The 16,891-nt window shown below is 68.0% G+C and carries 15 protein-coding genes; 10 read left to right on the top strand and 5 right to left on the bottom strand.

The genetic code is table 11. The features are described 5' to 3' along the window. Nucleotides 1–4: 4 nt before the first annotated feature. The gene (gene phaZ, locus HWY45_RS17980) at nucleotides 5–1,240 is read right to left on the bottom strand and encodes a polyhydroxyalkanoate depolymerase (RefSeq protein WP_059885479.1); all 1,236 of its coding nucleotides are present in this window, start codon (nucleotides 1,238–1,240) and stop codon (nucleotides 5–7) included. A gap of 163 nt (nucleotides 1,241–1,403) precedes the next feature. Between phaZ and HWY45_RS17975 the strand changes: the two genes are divergently transcribed. Continuing rightward, nucleotides 1,404–2,033, top strand: a complete 630-nt coding sequence (locus HWY45_RS17975) for a glutathione S-transferase family protein (RefSeq protein ID WP_059885481.1) — start codon at nucleotides 1,404–1,406, stop codon at nucleotides 2,031–2,033. A gap of 151 nt (nucleotides 2,034–2,184) precedes the next feature. After that, entirely contained in the window at nucleotides 2,185–2,382 is a 198-nt protein-coding gene (locus HWY45_RS17970; protein WP_034178042.1) for a hypothetical protein, read from the top strand. Nucleotides 2,383–2,505: 123 nt separating this feature from the next. Here the strand turns inward: HWY45_RS17970 and proP are convergent, their stop codons facing one another. Next, nucleotides 2,506–3,999, bottom strand: a complete 1,494-nt coding sequence (proP, locus tag HWY45_RS17965; RefSeq protein WP_059885483.1) for a glycine betaine/L-proline transporter ProP — start codon at nucleotides 3,997–3,999, stop codon at nucleotides 2,506–2,508. Between the two features lie 477 nt (nucleotides 4,000–4,476). Between proP and HWY45_RS17960 the strand changes: the two genes are divergently transcribed. After that, nucleotides 4,477–4,809 carry a YnfA family protein gene (locus HWY45_RS17960; RefSeq protein ID WP_059885485.1) on the top strand — a complete coding sequence of 111 codons (333 nt, stop codon included), beginning with the start codon at nucleotides 4,477–4,479 and terminating at the stop codon, nucleotides 4,807–4,809. A 30-nt stretch (nucleotides 4,810–4,839) separates the two neighbouring features. On the opposite strand, the gene dnaQ is transcribed toward HWY45_RS17960, so the two are convergent. Genes dnaQ through HWY45_RS17945 form a run of 3 tightly spaced genes read right to left on the bottom strand, consistent with a single transcriptional unit; the run spans nucleotide 4,840 to nucleotide 6,853 of the window. Further along, the gene (gene dnaQ, locus HWY45_RS17955; protein ID WP_059885487.1) at nucleotides 4,840–5,568 is read right to left on the bottom strand and encodes a DNA polymerase III subunit epsilon; all 729 of its coding nucleotides are present in this window, start codon (nucleotides 5,566–5,568) and stop codon (nucleotides 4,840–4,842) included. Nucleotides 5,569–5,600: 32 nt separating this feature from the next. Further along, nucleotides 5,601–6,044 carry a ribonuclease HI gene (gene rnhA / locus HWY45_RS17950; protein WP_059885489.1) on the bottom strand — a complete coding sequence of 148 codons (444 nt, stop codon included), beginning with the start codon at nucleotides 6,042–6,044 and terminating at the stop codon, nucleotides 5,601–5,603. Next, nucleotides 6,041–6,853 carry a class I SAM-dependent methyltransferase gene (locus HWY45_RS17945; protein WP_059566918.1) on the bottom strand — a complete coding sequence of 271 codons (813 nt, stop codon included), beginning with the start codon at nucleotides 6,851–6,853 and terminating at the stop codon, nucleotides 6,041–6,043. The genes rnhA and HWY45_RS17945 overlap by 4 nt, the downstream gene beginning before the upstream one ends. Nucleotides 6,854–6,871: 18 nt before the next feature. Between HWY45_RS17945 and gloB the strand changes: the two genes are divergently transcribed. From gloB to greA, 7 genes are all read left to right on the top strand, one after another. Further along, nucleotides 6,872–7,678, top strand: a complete 807-nt coding sequence (gloB, locus tag HWY45_RS17940) for a hydroxyacylglutathione hydrolase (protein ID WP_059811001.1) — start codon at nucleotides 6,872–6,874, stop codon at nucleotides 7,676–7,678. A 152-nt stretch (nucleotides 7,679–7,830) separates the two neighbouring features. Continuing rightward, a complete protein-coding gene (locus HWY45_RS17935) occupies nucleotides 7,831–9,393 on the top strand; it encodes a transglycosylase SLT domain-containing protein (protein WP_059885662.1) in 1,563 nt (520 codons plus the stop codon). A gap of 134 nt (nucleotides 9,394–9,527) precedes the next feature. Next, a complete protein-coding gene (locus HWY45_RS17930; RefSeq protein WP_059885664.1) occupies nucleotides 9,528–10,754 on the top strand; it encodes an MFS transporter in 1,227 nt (408 codons plus the stop codon). Nucleotides 10,755–11,151: 397 nt separating this feature from the next. Next, nucleotides 11,152–12,297, top strand: a complete 1,146-nt coding sequence (gene carA, locus HWY45_RS17925) for a glutamine-hydrolyzing carbamoyl-phosphate synthase small subunit (RefSeq protein ID WP_059885491.1) — start codon at nucleotides 11,152–11,154, stop codon at nucleotides 12,295–12,297. 28 nt (nucleotides 12,298–12,325) lie between these two features. Beyond that, a complete protein-coding gene (gene leuE / locus HWY45_RS17920; protein WP_059566921.1) occupies nucleotides 12,326–12,985 on the top strand; it encodes a leucine efflux protein LeuE in 660 nt (219 codons plus the stop codon). A 49-nt stretch (nucleotides 12,986–13,034) separates the two neighbouring features. Next, complete coding sequence (gene carB / locus HWY45_RS17915; protein ID WP_059566922.1) at nucleotides 13,035–16,289, top strand: carbamoyl-phosphate synthase large subunit; 3,255 nt, start codon at nucleotides 13,035–13,037, stop codon at nucleotides 16,287–16,289. Nucleotides 16,290–16,407: 118 nt separating this feature from the next. Then, nucleotides 16,408–16,884 carry a transcription elongation factor GreA gene (greA, locus tag HWY45_RS17910; RefSeq protein ID WP_059566923.1) on the top strand — a complete coding sequence of 159 codons (477 nt, stop codon included), beginning with the start codon at nucleotides 16,408–16,410 and terminating at the stop codon, nucleotides 16,882–16,884. Nucleotides 16,885–16,891: the final 7 nt, after the last annotated feature.

Here is a 16,891-nt window from a genome sequence, read left to right as displayed (position 1 = left end):
GGGGTCAGTGGTGCGTCGCGTGCCGGGCCTCGGCCTGCGCGAACACGGCCTGCAGCGCCGGATGCACGTCGTCGCGCCAGTGCGCGCCGATGAACAGCCCGTAGTGATCGCAATCGCCGACGTCGAGCCGGTGCCGGTCGGCGCGCGCGAGGCCGCCGCACAGCGCATGCGCGGCGTGGGTCTGCCCGGCGCCGGTGACGGTGTCGCGCGCGCCTTCGACGGTCAGCAGCGTGGTGCCGCGCAGCCCGGCCGGGTCGACCGGCACGCCGTGCACGCGCCAGTTGCCGTTCGCGAGGCACGCGCGCTGGAACACGATGTCGACGGTGTCGAGAAAGTACTCGGCCGGCATGTCGACGAGGGCGGTGTATTCGTGCAGCGCGCGCCGCGCGTCGGCCATCCCGCGCGTGTCCAGCCGGCAGGCCGCCTGCGTGTAGCGGTCGAGCAGCGACAGGAAGCGGTGCGGGTAGACGATCGAGATCTCGGCCTGCTGCAGATAGGTCGGGAACACCGGGCGGCCGTGCCCGGCGAAGCCGGCCGGCACGACGTCGATCAGGTGCCGGCGGCACCAGTCGAGCGAGTGCGACGCGGCCGCGATGCCGAGCGTGCTCGGATTGACCCGCGCGTCGAGCGGGCCGCCGATCAGCGTGATGCTGGCCGGCGGTGCGATCGCACGCCGGGCGCGCAGCGCGAGCGCGCCGAGCGCCGGAAACGTCGCCTGGCAGACGGCGACCACATGCAGCGGCCGGCCGTCGCGCGCGAGCGCATCCACGAAGCCGTCGAGCATCGTCACATATTCGTCGAGACCGAAGCGCCCCGCGGCGGGCGGCACGTCGCGCGCGTTGGCCCAGTCGGTGATGTAGACGTCGCCGTCCGCGAGCAGCGTCTCGACGGTTTCCCGCATCATCACGGCCGCGTGGCCGGCGAGCGGCGCGCACAGAAGCACCGCGCGGGTTGCGCGGCTGTCATGGGAAAACCGGCGCAGCGCGCAGAACGGCGTCTGCGCGACGACCTGCTCGGCGACGTCGTGCCGGCCGGCGTCGCCGGTGAGCGGCCCGATCGGCCCGATCGCGAACGGCGGCGGGGCGGCAGCGGGCCCGAGCAGGGGTTCGAACAGGTCGGCGTACCACGCCGACGCGGCATGCGGCAGCGTCGAGGCAGGCCATGCGTCGAACGCGGACCGGGTCGCCGCGTGCCACGCGCGCAGCCATTGGCGCTGCTGTTCGACGAGGGCATACCACATGGCGGACCTTCCGGTGGCGATGGGCGAACCTGCATTATGGTCACTGTTGCCGCGCGGCGGGGGCCGCGTTTGTACCCGGTTGCCGGCGACGGCCGTGCGCCGCTAGGCGCGTGCCGCGGACGCTGCTACAGTCGTCCCGTCCCCTCGAGCGGAGTGACTTGCGATGAAACTGATCGGCATGCTGGATTCCCCGTTCGTGCGCCGCGCCGCGATCTCGGCGAAGCTGCTCGACCTGCCGTTCGAACACCAGTCGGTGTCGGTGTTCCGGCACTTCGACACGTTCAAGGCGATCAGCCCGGTCGTCAAGGCGCCGACGCTCGTCACCGACAGCGGCGCGACGCTGCTCGATTCATCCCTGATCGTCGACTATCTCGACCACCTGGTCGAACCCGAGCGCCGCCTGCTGCCCGAGGCGCCCGACGCGCGGCTGCGCGCGCTGGTGCCGATCGGCCTTGCGCTGGCGGCAGCGGAGAAGTCGGTGCAGGTGATCTACGAGTTCAGCCAGCGCCCGGCCGACAAGCAGCACCAGCCGTGGCTCGAGCGCTTGCTGGGCCAGCTCGAGGCCGCATACGGCGAACTGGAGAACTGCGTCGCGGGCGCGGACGGCTGGCTCGGCGGCGCGCGCGTGATGCAGGCCGACGTGACGGTCGCGGTGGCATGGCGTTTCACGCAGTTCGTCGCGGCCGACTTCCCGGCGCTCACCCGCATCGATCCGGCCCGCTATCCGGCGCTCGCCGCGCATTCGGCGCGTGCGGAGGCGCTGCCGGCGTTCGTCGAGACGCCGCTCGTGTAAGCGGATCCGGCGCGCAACGGGTGCTTGCCGGCGAGTGCCGTGCCGATTGTTTTCCGTAGCCGACAAGTGACTTCGCTTCCACGCGATTTATCCGCGCGTCGGCCATCCCTAGAATTCACTCCATCGCATACCGCCTTGCCTGATGGAGCCGATGATGAAAGCCCTGATCGAATCGAGCCTGTACCACCCGTCGGTCGTGCTGCCGCTGGCGGCGCTGACGCAGCTGATGGTCGAGCGCGATTTCAATCTCGGCCAGGTCGGCCTGATCGTCGCCGCGCGCGGCGCGCAAGCGGCGGTGTCGCGCTCGCGCGCGCTGATCTTCTGCCGTCATTGCGGCGAGCACGCATGAGCGCGACGCAGCGGCAAGGATGAAAAAGCGCCCGGCCGGCGCGAGCCGGTCGGGCGTGCGGGCCGGGCAACCGGCCGTGCGATCGGGCCCCGGCAATGCCGGGGCCTTTCGTTTGCGGGGCGCTTACGCGCGCGCGGTGGCGGCGACCGCGTACAGGTCGCCGCCGGTTTCGTCTTCCTCGCGCAGCTTGCGCGCGAGCTGGTGCGCCTCGCGGCGCGTCGCGACGGCCGGCGGCGAGCCCTTCAGCGGCTGGCGGGCCGTCTCGGCGAGCGCGACGACCGACACGATGCCGATCACGGCCGCGCCCATCATGTAGTACGCGGGCATCATCAGGTTGCCGGTCGTGTCGACGAGCCACGCGGTGACGAGCGGCGTCGTGCCGCCGAACAGCGACACCGACACGTTGAAGCCGATCGCGAGCGCGCCGTAGCGGATCTCGGTCGGGAACAGCGCCGGCAGCGCGGACGGCATCACGCCGGTGAAGCACGACAGCAGCACGCCGAGCACGAGCAGGCCGCCGAACACGGACGCGGTGGTGCCCGCGTGGATCAGCATCATCGACGGGATCGACAGCACCAGCAGGCCGACGCAGCCGGCGAGCATCACCGGCTTGCGGCCGACCTTGTCGGACAGGCGGCCGGCGGCGAGCGTCAGCGGCATCATCAGCACCATCACGAGCAGCACCAGCACGAGGCTGTGCGATTCGTCGAAGTGCAGCGTCGACGACATGAAGCTCGGCAGGTACGACAGCACCATGTAGTCGGTGACGTTGAAGATCAGCACGAGGCCGACGCACAGCAGCAGCGCGCGCCAGTTGCGCATCAGCGTGTCGCGGAAGCGCGCCTTCGGCACGGCCTTGTCCTGCGCTTCGCGTGCTTCGGCCTGGCGCTTGAACGCGGGCGTTTCCTCCAGCTTCATCCGGATGTAGAGGCCGATCAGGCCGAGCGGGCCAGCGATCAGGAAAGGCACGCGCCAGCCCCACGACAGCAGCGCCTCCTGCGACAGCGATGCGGTCAGCAGCGCGACCACGCCGGCGCCCATCACATAGCCGATCAGCGTGCCGAACTCGAGGAAGCTGCCCATGAAGCCGCGGCGCTTGTCGGTCGAGAATTCGGCGATGAAGGTCGCCGCGCCGCCGTATTCGCCGCCGGTCGAGAAGCCCTGCACGAGGCGCGCGACGAGCAGCAGCACGGGCGCCATGATGCCGATCGATGCGTAGCTCGGGATCAGGCCGATCGCGAAGGTGCCGACGGCCATCATGATCATCGTCATCGCGAGCACGCGCTGGCGGCCGATGCGGTCGCCGAGCGGGCCGAACACCATGCCGCCGAGCGGGCGCACGAGGAACGCGGCCGCGAACGTGCCGAAGGTGGCGAGCAGCTGCGCGGACGGGCTGCTGGACGGGAAGAACACCTTGCCGAGCGTGACGGCGATGTAGCTGTAGACGCCGAAGTCGAACCATTCCATCGCATTGCCGATGGCCATCGCGCTGACGGCGCGCTTGAGCAGGCCCTGGTCGACGACGGTAATGTCGTCCGCGGCGAGCGGGGCCTCGCCGGACGACGAAGCGGAAGAAGAGACAGCGGTCGGGCTGACGTGTGTTGCGGTCAAGGTCATGCACTCCTTTGACTGCGCCGGAACGGGCGGGCCGTCCGACACGGTTTGCCGGCGAGCGCGATATCGCACGCGGCGCGTCGGGGCAGGCCATTAAGCGCTTACTGCGAAAAAGGGACTGCTTCGACGCGGGCCCGATGGGCCGTCGCGACAGGCGCTCATGAAGAAAGGGCCGCGTGATGCGTGTGCGGCAGACGCCCCGGAAGGGCGACGAAACGAGAAAAACGGGCCGCTCGGGCACGCTTTCCTGTGGATGCGATTCTGGTCGAAGCCACGCGCCGCAAGCGGCGGACGGACTTCTCTCAAAATCGAAATGACAGAGATTGAATGTTGAAACAGGCGACATGATAGCACGATGCGCGATGATCGTGCAAATTGCCGCGAAACGCCCGTCCGGCGGGGCGCCCTCGGGTATGATCGGCGGCGCGCGGCGGGGCCGCGCGGGCCTCGCGAGGCGGCCCGAAACGACGAGGATTGGAGATGCCTGAACTGATGAAAGTCGCGGCGCTTTTTGCCGCCACCGCGCTGGCCGAAATCGTCGGCTGCTACCTGCCGTGGCTCGTGCTGAAGGCGGGCCGGCCGGTCTGGCTGCTGGCGCCCGCCGCGCTGTCGCTCGCGCTGTTCGCGTGGCTGCTGACGCTGCATCCGAGCGCGGCGGGGCGCACCTATGCGGCGTACGGCGGCATGTATATCGCGGTCGCGCTGGCGTGGCTGCGTGCGGTCGATGGGGTCGCGCTGACCCGCTGGGACACGGCCGGCGCGGCGCTCGCGCTGGCCGGGATGGCGGTCATCGCGCTGCAGCCGCGCGGGTGAGCGCGCGGCCGCGGCGCGGCGGAGGGTGGATTACGACGCTTCGCCGGCTGCTGCCGTCTGGCGCCACACGCAGGTGCCCTTGACCGACTTGTCGAGCGCATCGAGCTGCGCCTGGTGCTCGGCGAGCTCGTCGTCGTTCGCGGCCAGCACCTGCAGGTCGAGCGACGCGAGCGCGACCCGCTGGCCGTTCGCCGCGCCGCCGTGGGCCGCATCGTCGTCGAGCATGTCGATCACGAGGCTGTCCTGGCCGCGCGTCATTGCGAGATACACCTCGGCGAGCAGCTCCGAGTCGAGCAGTGCGCCGTGCAGCGTGCGGTGCGCGTTGCTGATGCCGAAGCGGTCGCACAGTGCGTCGAGCGAGTTGCGCTTGCCGGGGAACATCTGCTTGGCCTGCACGAGCGTGTCGATCACGCCCCCGCAATGCTCGGTGAATGGCGGCAGGCCGAGACGCGCGAATTCGGCGTCGAGGAAGCCGAGGTCGAACGGCGCGTTGTGGATGATCAGCTCGGCGTCCTTCACGAAGTCGCGGATCTGGTCGGCGACCTCCGCGAACTTCGGCTTGTCGCTGAGGAATTCGGTCGTGAGGCCGTGCACCGCCAGCGCGCCCGGATCGCTGTCGCGCTCGGGGTTCACGTAGAAGTGCAGGTTGTTGCCGGTGAGCCGCCGGTTCAGCAGCTCGACGCAGCCGATTTCGATGAGGCGGTCGCCCGTGCGGGCGTTCAGGCCGGTGGTTTCGGTATCGAGAATGATCTGGCGCATGTCGGGAAAAAACAGGGGAAACGGGGCGGCGCTCAGGCCGCGAGGGATTCGACGCCGCGGTTCGCGAGCGCATCCGCGCGCTCGTTCTCCGGGTGGCCGGCGTGGCCCTTGACCCAGCGCCATTCGACCTGGTGCTGCGCGACGAGCGCGTCGAGCCGCTTCCAGAGGTCGGCGTTCTTCACGGGCGTCTTGGATGCGGTGACCCAGCCTTTCTTCTTCCAGCCGTGGATCCACTCGCTGATGCCTTTCTGCACGTATTGCGAATCGGTGTGCACGATCACGTTGCACTCGCGCTTCAGCGCCTCGAGCGCGGCGATCACGGCCATCAGCTCCATGCGGTTGTTGGTCGTGTTCGGCTCGCCGCCGAACATTTCCTTCTCGCGGTCGCCGTAGCGCAGCAGCGCGCCCCAGCCGCCGGGGCCCGGGTTGCCCTTGCAGGCGCCGTCGGTATAGATGTCGATGGTATCGGTCGTCATGAATGTTCGTGATGGGTGGTCGGGGAGGCCGCCGGCGTGAGGCCCGGCGCGAGCACGGGCTTCTTCATCCGGATCGGGCCGACGAGGCGCATGCCGCGCACGCGCTTGACGGCCGTCACCATGTAGACGGCGCCGAAGATCGGCCACCAGCGGTCGCCCGCGGCTTCCATGAAGCCGTAGCGGGCGAGCCATTGATCGGAGGCGAGCGGCGGCCGGTAGCAGCCGAAGCGGCCGCGTTCGAGGTCGAAGCCGAGCAGCTTGATCCAGTCCTTCAGCCGGATGAACGCGATCTGGTCGCGTGCGGCCGGCACGAACGGCCGGTTCGCCATCTTGCCGAACGACTGCCGCATGCCCCACAGGCTGAGCGAGTTGAAGCCGGTGATCACGAGCTGGCCCTCCGGCATCAGCACGCGCTCGGCCTCGCGCAGCAGGCGGTGCGGGTCGGACGTGAATTCGAGCGTGTGCGGCATCACGATCAGGTCGACGCTCTGCGATTCGAACGGCAGGTCGAGCAGGTCGCACCAGGTGGTGCTGCGGCCGGCCGGCGCATGCTCGGGCGCGTGCGCTTCGCGCGCCCACGGATATTGATAGGGCGCGCTCGCGCCGCTTGCCGGGTCGAGCACGAGGCCGCGGTACGGCATGCGGTTCTCGCGCAGCGCGTCGAGCTGCGGCAGGCCGAGCTGCAGCGCATGGAAGCCGAACACGTCGGACACGACGCGGTCGAGCTGCGCCTGTTCCCAGCCCAGCACGTAGCGGCCGGGCGGCGAGTCGGTCCAGGCGGGCCAGTCTATAATTTGTCGGTCAGACATAGCGATGATTGCGCGCCCATGAACGAGCTGAAATACGTGCCGGTACCGGCATTCGAGGACAACTACATCTGGCTCGTGTCGGACGGCAGCGAAGCCATCGCCGTCGATCCGGGCGAAGCCGCCCCGGTGCGCCGCGCGCTCTCCGAAAGAGGCTGGCGGTTGACCGCTATTTTACTCACCCATCACCATGCCGACCATGTCGGCGGTGTCGCGGATCTCATCGCCAGCCAACCGGACGAGGCGCCGCTTGCCGTCTACGGCCCGGCCGGCGAGGCGATCGACGTGGTCACGCACCCGCTCGCGGGCGGCGACCGCGTGACGCTTGCGGCGCCCGCGCTCACGTTCGACGTGCTCGACGTGCCCGGCCATACGCGCGGCCACATTGCCTTTTTTCAATCGGCTGGAAACGGTGCCGCCGCACCGCACGTGTTCTGCGGCGACACGCTGTTCTCATGCGGCTGCGGCCGCCTGTTCGAAGGCACGCCCGCGCAGATGCTCGCGTCGCTCGACGCGCTCGCGGCGCTGCCCGGCGACACGCACGTGCATTGCGCACACGAATACACGCTGTCCAACATCCGCTTCGCGCTGGCGTGCGAACCCGGCAACGCGGCGCTCGCCGCGTGGCGCGACGAGGCCACCGCGCGCCGCGCGCGCGGGGTGCCGACGCTGCCGACGACGATCGCGCACGAGCGGGCGGTGAATCCGTTCATGCGCGCCGACAGCGCGGCGATTCACGCGACGCTCGAAGCCGAGCTGCATGAAACGGTGCCGGATCGGCTCACGGCATTCAAATTGCTACGGGAGTGGAAGAACCGCTTCCGATAAAAGTTTTCCGGAGGACTCCAAAGCTCATCCGGAATCTGTAAAAATTGCCCCAAATATCAGATTTCGCTGAGTTTTCGGTGTTTTTATTGACGTGAAGCGTGCACTTCCGTAGTATCGCCTGCAATTTCCAGCTGTCGGACGCCGAGATTTTCATGCGACTTCTATTGAGCGCGATGCTGGTCCTGCTGCTCGCCGCGTGTGCGAGCCAGGGGCCTGTCGCCAATTCCGCCGCCGATTCCCAGGCGGCATCCACCTACCTCCGCAAATCAGCCACCGCCAAAGAAACCGTCGACGTCGACAAGCAATCGGTCGGCGATCTGACCAGCGCCGACTCCGATCTGTGGGCGCGCATCCGCCGCGGTTTCCAGATGCCCGACCTGCAGACCGACCTCGTCGACATGCAGACTACCTGGTATACGCAGCGCCCGGATTACGTGCAGCGCATGACCGAGCGTTCGCAGAAGTACCTGTATCACATCGTCGAGGAGCTCGAGTCGCGCCACATGCCGACCGAGCTTGCGCTGCTGCCGTTCATCGAGTCCGCGTTCAACCCGCAGGCGCTGTCGGTCGCGAAGGCGGCCGGCATGTGGCAGTTCATGCCGGGCACCGGCCGCACGTACAACCTGAAGCGCAACATGTGGCAGGACGAGCGGCGCGACGTGCTCGCATCGACGAGCGCGGCGCTCGACTACCTGTCGCGCCTGCATGACATGTTCGGCGACTGGTATCTCGCGCTGGCCGCGTACAACTGGGGCGAGGGCAACGTGCAGCGCGCGATCGCCCGCAACCAGGCGGCCGGCCTGCCGACCGACTACCTGAGCCTGCGGATGCCGAACGAGACCCGCAACTACGTGCCGAAGCTGCAGGCGGTGAAGAACATCATCGCGAATCCGAAGCAGTACGGTCTGTCGCTGCCGGACATCCCGAACCACCCGTATTTCGTGACGGTCACGACGTCACGCGACATCGACGTGTCGGTCGCCGCGAAGCTCGCGAACCTGCCGCTCGACGAATTCAAGTCGCTCAACCCGTCGTTCGCGAAGCCGGTGATCCTCGGCGCGACCGAGCCGCAGATCCTGCTGCCGTTCGACAACGCGGCGGCGTTCGAGAAGGGCCTGAAGTCGTACAGCGGCGCGCTGTCGTCGTGGACCACCTACACGGTCAGCGAGCGCGCGCGCCCGGCGGCGATCGCCGAGAAGATCGGCGTCGACGCGGACACGCTGATGTCGGTGAACAAGATCCCGGCCGGCATGCGCCTGAAGCCGGGCTCGACGATCGTCGTGCCGCGCGCCGACGACGATGACGAGGACATCAGCGCGGACGTCGCGGAAAACGGCGCGCTGGCGATGGAGCCGGACGTGCCCGACACGCGCAAGATGCTGATCCGCGTGCGCCGCAAGCAGTCGATGGCGGCGCTCGCGGGCCGCTACGGCGTGTCGGTCGGCCAGCTGAAGGCGTGGAACCGCACCCATCGCGATGTCGTGATGCCGGGCCAGGCGCTGGTGCTGCATGTGCCGGTCGGCCGCTCGGTGCCGGCGGAGCCGGGGCCGGAGCGGATCGCGACGTCGGCCGGCGGCGCGCACATCGAGCGCGCGAGCCTGTCCACCGGCGGCAAGTCCGCGCGCGGCGCGAAGCGGGGCGCCGCGAAGCCGGCGGCGAAGGCGAAGGCCGCGCCGGCAAAGGCTGCCGCGACGCACAAGGGCAAGAAGAAGTAAGCAGGCCGGGCCGCCGTCGAGCGGCTGCCCGCGACGCCCGGATGCTTTATCATCCGACGAAACGCCGTCACCGAGGTGACGGCGTTTTCGTTTGTGCGCGGCGCGTGGGCCGCGCGATGCCGCAAGGAGAGGTCATGTCGCTGGTGCAGGTGAGGGTGCTCGGTCTGTTCGCGCTCGGGTATTTCGTGTCGTATGTGTTTCGCGGCGTCAATCTCGGCTTCGCGCCGTTCGTCACGCACGAACTCGGGCTGTCGGCCGCCGATCTCGGCCTGCTCACCAGTCTCTATTTCCTCGGCTTCGCGGGTGCGCAGATCCCGGCCGGCGTGCTGCTCGACCATTACGGCCCGCGCCGCGTGACGGCCGGGACGCTGCTGTTCGCCGCGGCGGGCGCCGCGCTGTTCGGCGCCGCGCACGGGCTCGGCACGATGATGGCCGGCCGGCTGCTGATCGGCGTCGGCGTGTCGGTGTGTCTCGGCGCCGCGTTCAAGGCGCTCGCGCAGCACTTTCCGGTCGGCCGGCTGCCGCTCGTCAATGGCCTCGTGATGGCAGTCGGCGGGCTCGGCGGCGTCGCGGTCGGTTCGCCGCTCGCGTGGCTGCTCGACTGGACGAGCTGGCGCGCGATATGCGGCGGGCTGGCGGTGATGACGGTCGTCGTCGCGGCCGCGATTGGCTTCGGCGCGCCCGACGCGCCGCAGGCGCGGCACCAGGGCGGCCTCGTCAGCCAGTTCAAGGGCACGTGGCACATCCTCGCCAGCGGCGCGTTCTGGAAGATCGCGTCGTTCTCGGTCGTCACGCAGGGCGTGTTCTATGCGATGCAGTCGCTGTGGGTCGGGCCGTACCTGCGCGACGTCGGCGGGTTCGACGCGTCGCACGCCGCGCGCCTCGTGTCGGTGCTCGGCTTCGCGATGATGGCCGGCTGCGTCGGGTTCGGCGCCGCCGCGCGGGCGCTGGAGCGGCGCGGCGTGTCGGTGTACGCGTTCTGCGGCGTCGGGATGGCGCTGTTCGTCGCGACCCAGGGCGCGATCGTCGCGCGCGTGCCGCTGCCGGCGGGCGTGCTGTGGGCGGCATACGGGATGTTCGGCGGGGTCGGCATCCTGACCTACGCGGTGATGGCCGGGCATTTTCCGGCGCACCTGATCGGCCGCGCGAACACGACGCTCACGCTCGTGATCTTCGTGCTGATCTTCGCGTTCCAGATCGGCGTCGGCGCGGTGCTGTCGCATTGGCCGGCGGTTGACGGCCGCTATCCGGCCGATGCGCACCTGGCTGCCTGGGGCATGCTGCTGGCGCTGCAGCTCGCAAGCGCGGTGTGGTACGTGTGGCCGTCGCGGGTGCCTGCTACTGGTCAAGCGAGCCGATAGCGGGGTACGCTGGAGCGTGGGGCGGCCGCGGAAACGGGGCTGCAACATCGGCGGCGCATGCCGCCGGGCCGGCTCCTGTTGGCTGGAAGGGGCTGATTCGCCGCGCCTCGTCGATTGAATGAGCCGTCTTATCAATTGAAAATGAGGCCATTTTCAGGCTATAATTTGAAAGTTTGTGCTGATCAACCTCGCACCCTAGCGCCTACCTCATTCATCCCGTTCATCCGCCGCACGCCGCCAGCCGGGCGACGCCGCGAAGCCTCGTGCGCCACGCGCCGGGTTCGCGTCTCGACAGCGCAGGCCGCGTCCCGCGAGCGACCGCGCGCGCCTACGCAGCGCGGCGCTCGCGCGGCAGGGTAAACAGGTCGGCAGCAGGGTGTTCCCCAAGGAGCCTCCCGTGTTGCCGTCTTTTTCTCCCGCTTTGCTCGCACTCGCCGACGGCACGGTCTTTCGTGGTTATTCGATCGGGGCCGAAGGCCATACGATCGGCGAAGTCGTGTTCAATACCGCGATCACCGGCTATCAGGAAATCCTGACTGATCCGAGCTACGCGCGACAGATCGTCACGCTCACCTATCCGCATATCGGCAACGTCGGCGTGAACGCCGAAGACGTCGAAGCCACGAAAGTCCATGCCGCCGGCCTGATCGTCCGCGACCTGCCGACGCTCGCGTCGAACTTCCGCATGGATCGCACGCTCGGCGATTACCTGCGCGACGAAGGCGTCGTTGCAATCGCCGGCATCGATACCCGCAAGCTCACCCGCATCCTGCGCGACAAGGGCGCGCAGAACGGCTGCATTCTCGCCGGCTCGGACGACGAGGCGAAGGCGATCGAGCTCGCGCGCTCGTTCCCGGGCCTCGCCGGCATGGATCTCGCGAAGGTCGTGTCGACCACCAAGCCGTTCGAGTGGAAGCAGACGGAATGGCGCCTCGGCAGCGGCTACGGGATGCAGGAAGCGCCGAAGTACCGCGTCGTCGCCTACGATTTCGGCGTCAAGTACAACATCCTGCGCATGCTCGCCGAGCGCGGCTGCCAGGTGACGGTGCTGCCGGCGCAGGCGAGTGCGGCCGAAGCGCTCGCGCTGAATCCGGACGGCGTCTTCCTGTCGAACGGCCCCGGCGATCCGGAGCCGTGCGACTACGCGATCGCGGCCGCGAAGGAATTCATCGAGCGCGGCGTGCCGACCTTCGGCATCTGCCTCGGCCACCAGATCATGGGCCTCGCGGTCGGCGCGAAGACGCTCAAGATGAAGACGGGCCACCACGGCGCGAACCACCCGGTCAAGGATCTCGGCGACGGCCGCGTGGTGATCACGTCGCAGAACCACGGCTTCGCGGTCGACGCCGATTCGCTGCCGGCCAACGCGCGCGTGACGCACGTGTCGCTGTTCGACGGCACGCTGCAGGGCTTCGAGCTGACCGACAAGCCGGCCTTCTGCTTCCAGGGTCACCCGGAAGCATCGCCGGGCCCGCACGACATCGGCTATCTGTTCGATCGCTTCACCGCGCTGATGGACGCGGCGAAGCAGCGCAGCGCGTAAGCTCACCCAGGCGCAGGAGGCTCGCATCATGTTCGGTCACGCACTCGGCATCACGGATCTCTGGACCTACGTGTTCGGAGTGATCTTCATCATCCTGCTGCCGGGGCCGAACTCGATGTACGTGCTGTCGCTCGCGGCGCAGCGCGGCGTGAAGGCCGGCTATCGCGCGGCCTGCGGCGTGTTCGTCGGCGATACCGTGCTGATGGTGCTGTCCGCGGCCGGCGTCGCGTCGCTGCTGAAGGCGAACCCGCTGCTGTTCTCGGTCGTCAAGTACGGCGGCGCCGCGTATCTGCTCTACATCGGCGCCGGCATGCTGCGCGGCGCGTGGCGCAAGCTGCGCGCGCCGGCCGGCGCGGCTGTCGAAGCGCCGCCCGCGGTCGACGGCGAGCGCCCGTTCCGCAAGGCGCTGCTCGTGAGCCTCCTGAATCCGAAAGCGATCCTGTTCTTCATCTCGTTCTTCATCCAGTTCGTCGACCCGGCGTTCCCGCATCCCGCGCTGCCGTTCTTCGTGCTCGGGGCGATCGCGCAGTGCGCGAGCTTCCTGTACCTGAGCACGCTGATCTTCGCGGGTGCGCGGCTCGCCGAGCATTTCCGCCGCCGCCGCAGGCTCGCGGCGGGTGCGGCGAGCAGCGTGGGCGGGCTGTTCATCGGCTTCTCGGTGAAGCTCGCGCTCGCCACCATGGGCTGAGCGCAGCCGGCCGCCCCACGACAACGATTACTTATTGAATTTTCAAGCCATGCCAAAACGCACAGACATCAACAGCATCCTCATCATCGGCGCCGGCCCGATCATCATCGGCCAGGCGTGCGAGTTCGACTATTCGGGCGCGCAGGCATGCAAGGCGCTGCGTGAGGAGGGCTACAAGGTCGTCCTCGTCAACAGCAACCCGGCGACGATCATGACCGACCCGAACACGGCCGACGTCACCTACATCGAGCCGATCACGTGGGAAGTCGTCGCACGCATCATCGAGAAGGAGCGCCCGGACGCGATCCTGCCGACGATGGGCGGCCAGACCGCGCTGAACTGCGCGCTCGACCTGCACCATCACGGCGTGCTCGAGAAGTTCGGCGTCGAGCTGATCGGCGCGTCGCCGGAAGCGATCGACAAGGCGGAAGACCGCCAGAAGTTCAAGGACGCGATGACCAAGATCGGTCTCGGTTCCGCGAAGTCGGGCATCGCGCACTCGATGGAAGAGGCGACCAAGGTGCACGCCGAGATCATGGCGGCCACCGGCGGCAGCGGCTACCCGGTCGTGATCCGTCCGTCGTTCACGCTCGGCGGCTCGGGCGGCGGCATTGCGTACAACCGCGAGGAATTCGAGGAAATCTGCAAGCGCGGTCTCGATCTTTCGCCCACGCGCGAGCTGCTGATCGAAGAGTCGCTGCTCGGCTGGAAGGAATACGAGATGGAAGTCGTGCGCGACCGCGCCGACAACTGCATCATCGTCTGCTCGATCGAGAACCTCGACCCGATGGGCGTGCACACGGGCGACTCGATCACGGTCGCGCCGGCGCAGACGCTCACCGACAAGGAATACCAGATCCTGCGCAACGCATCGCTCGCGGTGCTGCGCGAGATCGGCGTCGACACGGGCGGCTCGAACGTGCAGTTCTCGATCAACCCGAAGGACGGCCGCATGGTCGTCATCGAGATGAACCCGCGCGTGTCGCGTTCGTCGGCGCTCGCGTCGAAGGCGACCGGCTTCCCGATCGCGAAGGTCGCGGCGAAGCTGGCGGTCGGCTACACGCTCGACGAGCTGAAGAACGAGATCACCGGCGGCCAGACCCCGGCGTCGTTCGAGCCGACGATCGACTACGTCGTCACGAAGATCCCGCGCTTCGCGTTCGAGAAGTTCCGCGAAGCCGATTCGCGCCTGACCACGCAGATGAAGTCGGTCGGCGAGGTGATGGCGATCGGCCGCACGTTCCAGGAATCGTTCCAGAAGGCGCTGCGCGGCCTCGAAGTGGGCGTCGACGGTCTCGACGAGAAGTCGACCGACCGCGACGAGATCGCGATCGAGATCCACGAGCCGGGCCCGGACCGCATCTGGTACGTCGGCGACGCGTTCCGCATCGGCATGACGGCCGAGGAGATCTTCGCGGAAACCGCGATCGACCCGTGGTTCCTCGCGCAGATCGAGCAGATCATCAACAAGGAAAAGGCGCTCGCGGGCCGCACGCTCGCGTCGCTCACGTTCGACGAGCTGCGCTACCTGAAGCAGAGCGGCTTTTCCGACCGCCGCCTCGCGAAGCTGCTCGGCGCGACGCCGGCCGACGTGCGCGCGCGCCGTCTCGAGCTGAACGTGCGCCCGGTCTACAAGCGCGTCGACACCTGCGCGGCCGAGTTCGCGACCAAGACGGCCTACATGTACTCGACCTACGAGGAAGAGTGCGAGGCGCAGCCGACCACCAACAAGAAGATCATGGTGCTGGGCGGCGGCCCGAACCGGATCGGCCAGGGCATCGAGTTCGACTACTGCTGCGTGCACGCGGCGCTCGCGATGCGCGAGGACGGCTACGAAACGATCATGGTCAACTGCAACCCGGAAACGGTGTCGACCGACTATGACACGTCCGACCGCCTGTACTTCGAGCCGCTGACGCTCGAAGACGTGCTCGAGATCGTCGACAAGGAAAAGCCGGTCGGCGTGATCGTCCAGTACGGCGGCCAGACGCCGCTGAAGCTCGCGCTCGACCTCGAGGCGCACGGCGTGCCGATCGTCGGCACGTCGCCGGACATGATCGACGCCGCGGAAGACCGCGAGCGCTTCCAGAAGCTGCTGCAGGATCTCGGCCTGCGCCAGCCGCCGAACCGCACCGCGCGCGCGGAAGACGAAGCGCTCGCGCTGGCGGCCGAAATCGGCTACCCGCTCGTCGTGCGTCCGTCGTACGTGCTGGGCGGCCGCGCGATGGAAATCGTCCACGAGCCGCGCGACCTCGAGCGCTACATGCGCGAGGCCGTGAAGGTGTCGAACGATTCGCCGGTGCTGCTCGACCGCTTCCTGAACGACGCGATCGAGTGCGACGTCGACTGCATCTGCGACGGCGACGCCGTGTTCATCGGCGGCGTGATGGAGCACATCGAGCAGGCGGGCGTCCACTCGGGCGACTCGGCATGCTCGCTGCCGCCGTACTCGCTGTCGAAGGAAACCGTGGCCGAGCTGAAGCGCCAGACGGGCGCGATGGCGAAGGCGCTGAACGTGGTCGGCCTGATGAACGTGCAGTTCGCGATCCAGCAGGTGCCGCAGGCGGACGGCTCGAAGCAGGACATCATCTACGTGCTGGAAGTGAACCCGCGCGCATCGCGCACGGTGCCGTACGTGTCGAAGGCGACCAGCCTGCCGCTCGCGAAGATCGCGGCGCGCGCGATGGTCGGCCAGAAGCTCGCGCAGCAGGGCGTGACGAAGGAAGTCGAGCCGCCGTACTTCAGCGTGAAGGAAGCGGTGTTCCCGTTCGTGAAGTTCCCGACCGTCGACCCGGTGCTCGGGCCGGAAATGCGTTCGACCGGCGAAGTGATGGGTGTCGGCCAGACGTTCGGCGAGGCGCTGTTCAAGTCGCAGCTTGCGGCAGGTTCCCGCCTGCCGGAGTCGGGCACGGTGCTGCTGACCGTGATGGACGCGGACAAGCCGAAGGCCGTCGAAGTCGCGCGCATGCTGCACGACCTCGGCTACCCGATCGTCGCGACGAAGGGCACGGCTGCCGCGATCGAAGCGGCCGGCGTGCCGGTGAAGGTCGTCAACAAGGTGAAGGACGGCCGTCCGCACATCGTCGACATGATCAAGAACGGCGAAATCGCGCTCGTCTTCACGACGGTCGACGAGACCCGCCAGGCGATCGCCGATTCGCGTTCGATCCGCATGAGCGCGCAGGCGCACAAGGTCACGTACTACACGACGATGTCGGGCGCGCGCGCGGCCGTCGAAGGCTTGCGCTATCTGAAGAACCTGGAAGTCTATGATTTACAAGGTCTTCACGCTCGCCTAAACTAAGCAGTCAGTTACCTGTCGAAGCATCACGTGCCGCGATTAAGCGGCGTTCCCGGCCAGCCGGGAATGCGCTTAATCGCGGTGATTTTTTTTATAGCCGTTTTTAGCGATTGAGCCGTTTATGAGCACCATTCCGTTGACAAAGCGTGGCGCAGATCAACTGCGCGATGAATTGCAGCGCCTCAAGTCCGTCGAGCGGCCGGCCGTGATCAATGCGATCGCGGAGGCGCGCGCGCAGGGCGACCTGTCCGAAAACGCCGAATACGACGCAGCCAAGGAAAAGCAGGGCTTCATCGAGGGCCGCATTGCGGAAATCGAATCGAAGCTGTCGGCCGCGCAGATCATCGATCCGACCGTGCTGGATGCCGATGGCCGCGTGGTGTTCGCCGCCACCGTCGAGCTCGAGGATCTCGAGTCCGGCGACACCGTCAAGTATCAGATCGTCGGCGACGATGAAGCCGACCTCGATCACGGCCTGATCTCGATCAGCTCGCCGATCGCCCGCGCGCTGATCGGCAAGTCCGAAGGCGACGTCGCGGCCGTGCAGGCGCCGAGCGGCGTGCGCGAATACGAAATCATCTCGGTCAGCTACATCTGAAGCGGGG

The sequence above is a fragment of the Burkholderia stagnalis genome (assembly GCF_902830275.1).
In the GTDB taxonomy this organism is placed as follows: Bacteria; Pseudomonadota; Gammaproteobacteria; order Burkholderiales; family Burkholderiaceae; genus Burkholderia; species Burkholderia stagnalis.
Note: the sequence above shows the minus strand (reverse complement) of the source record. Positions and strands in the feature narration are given on the sequence as shown.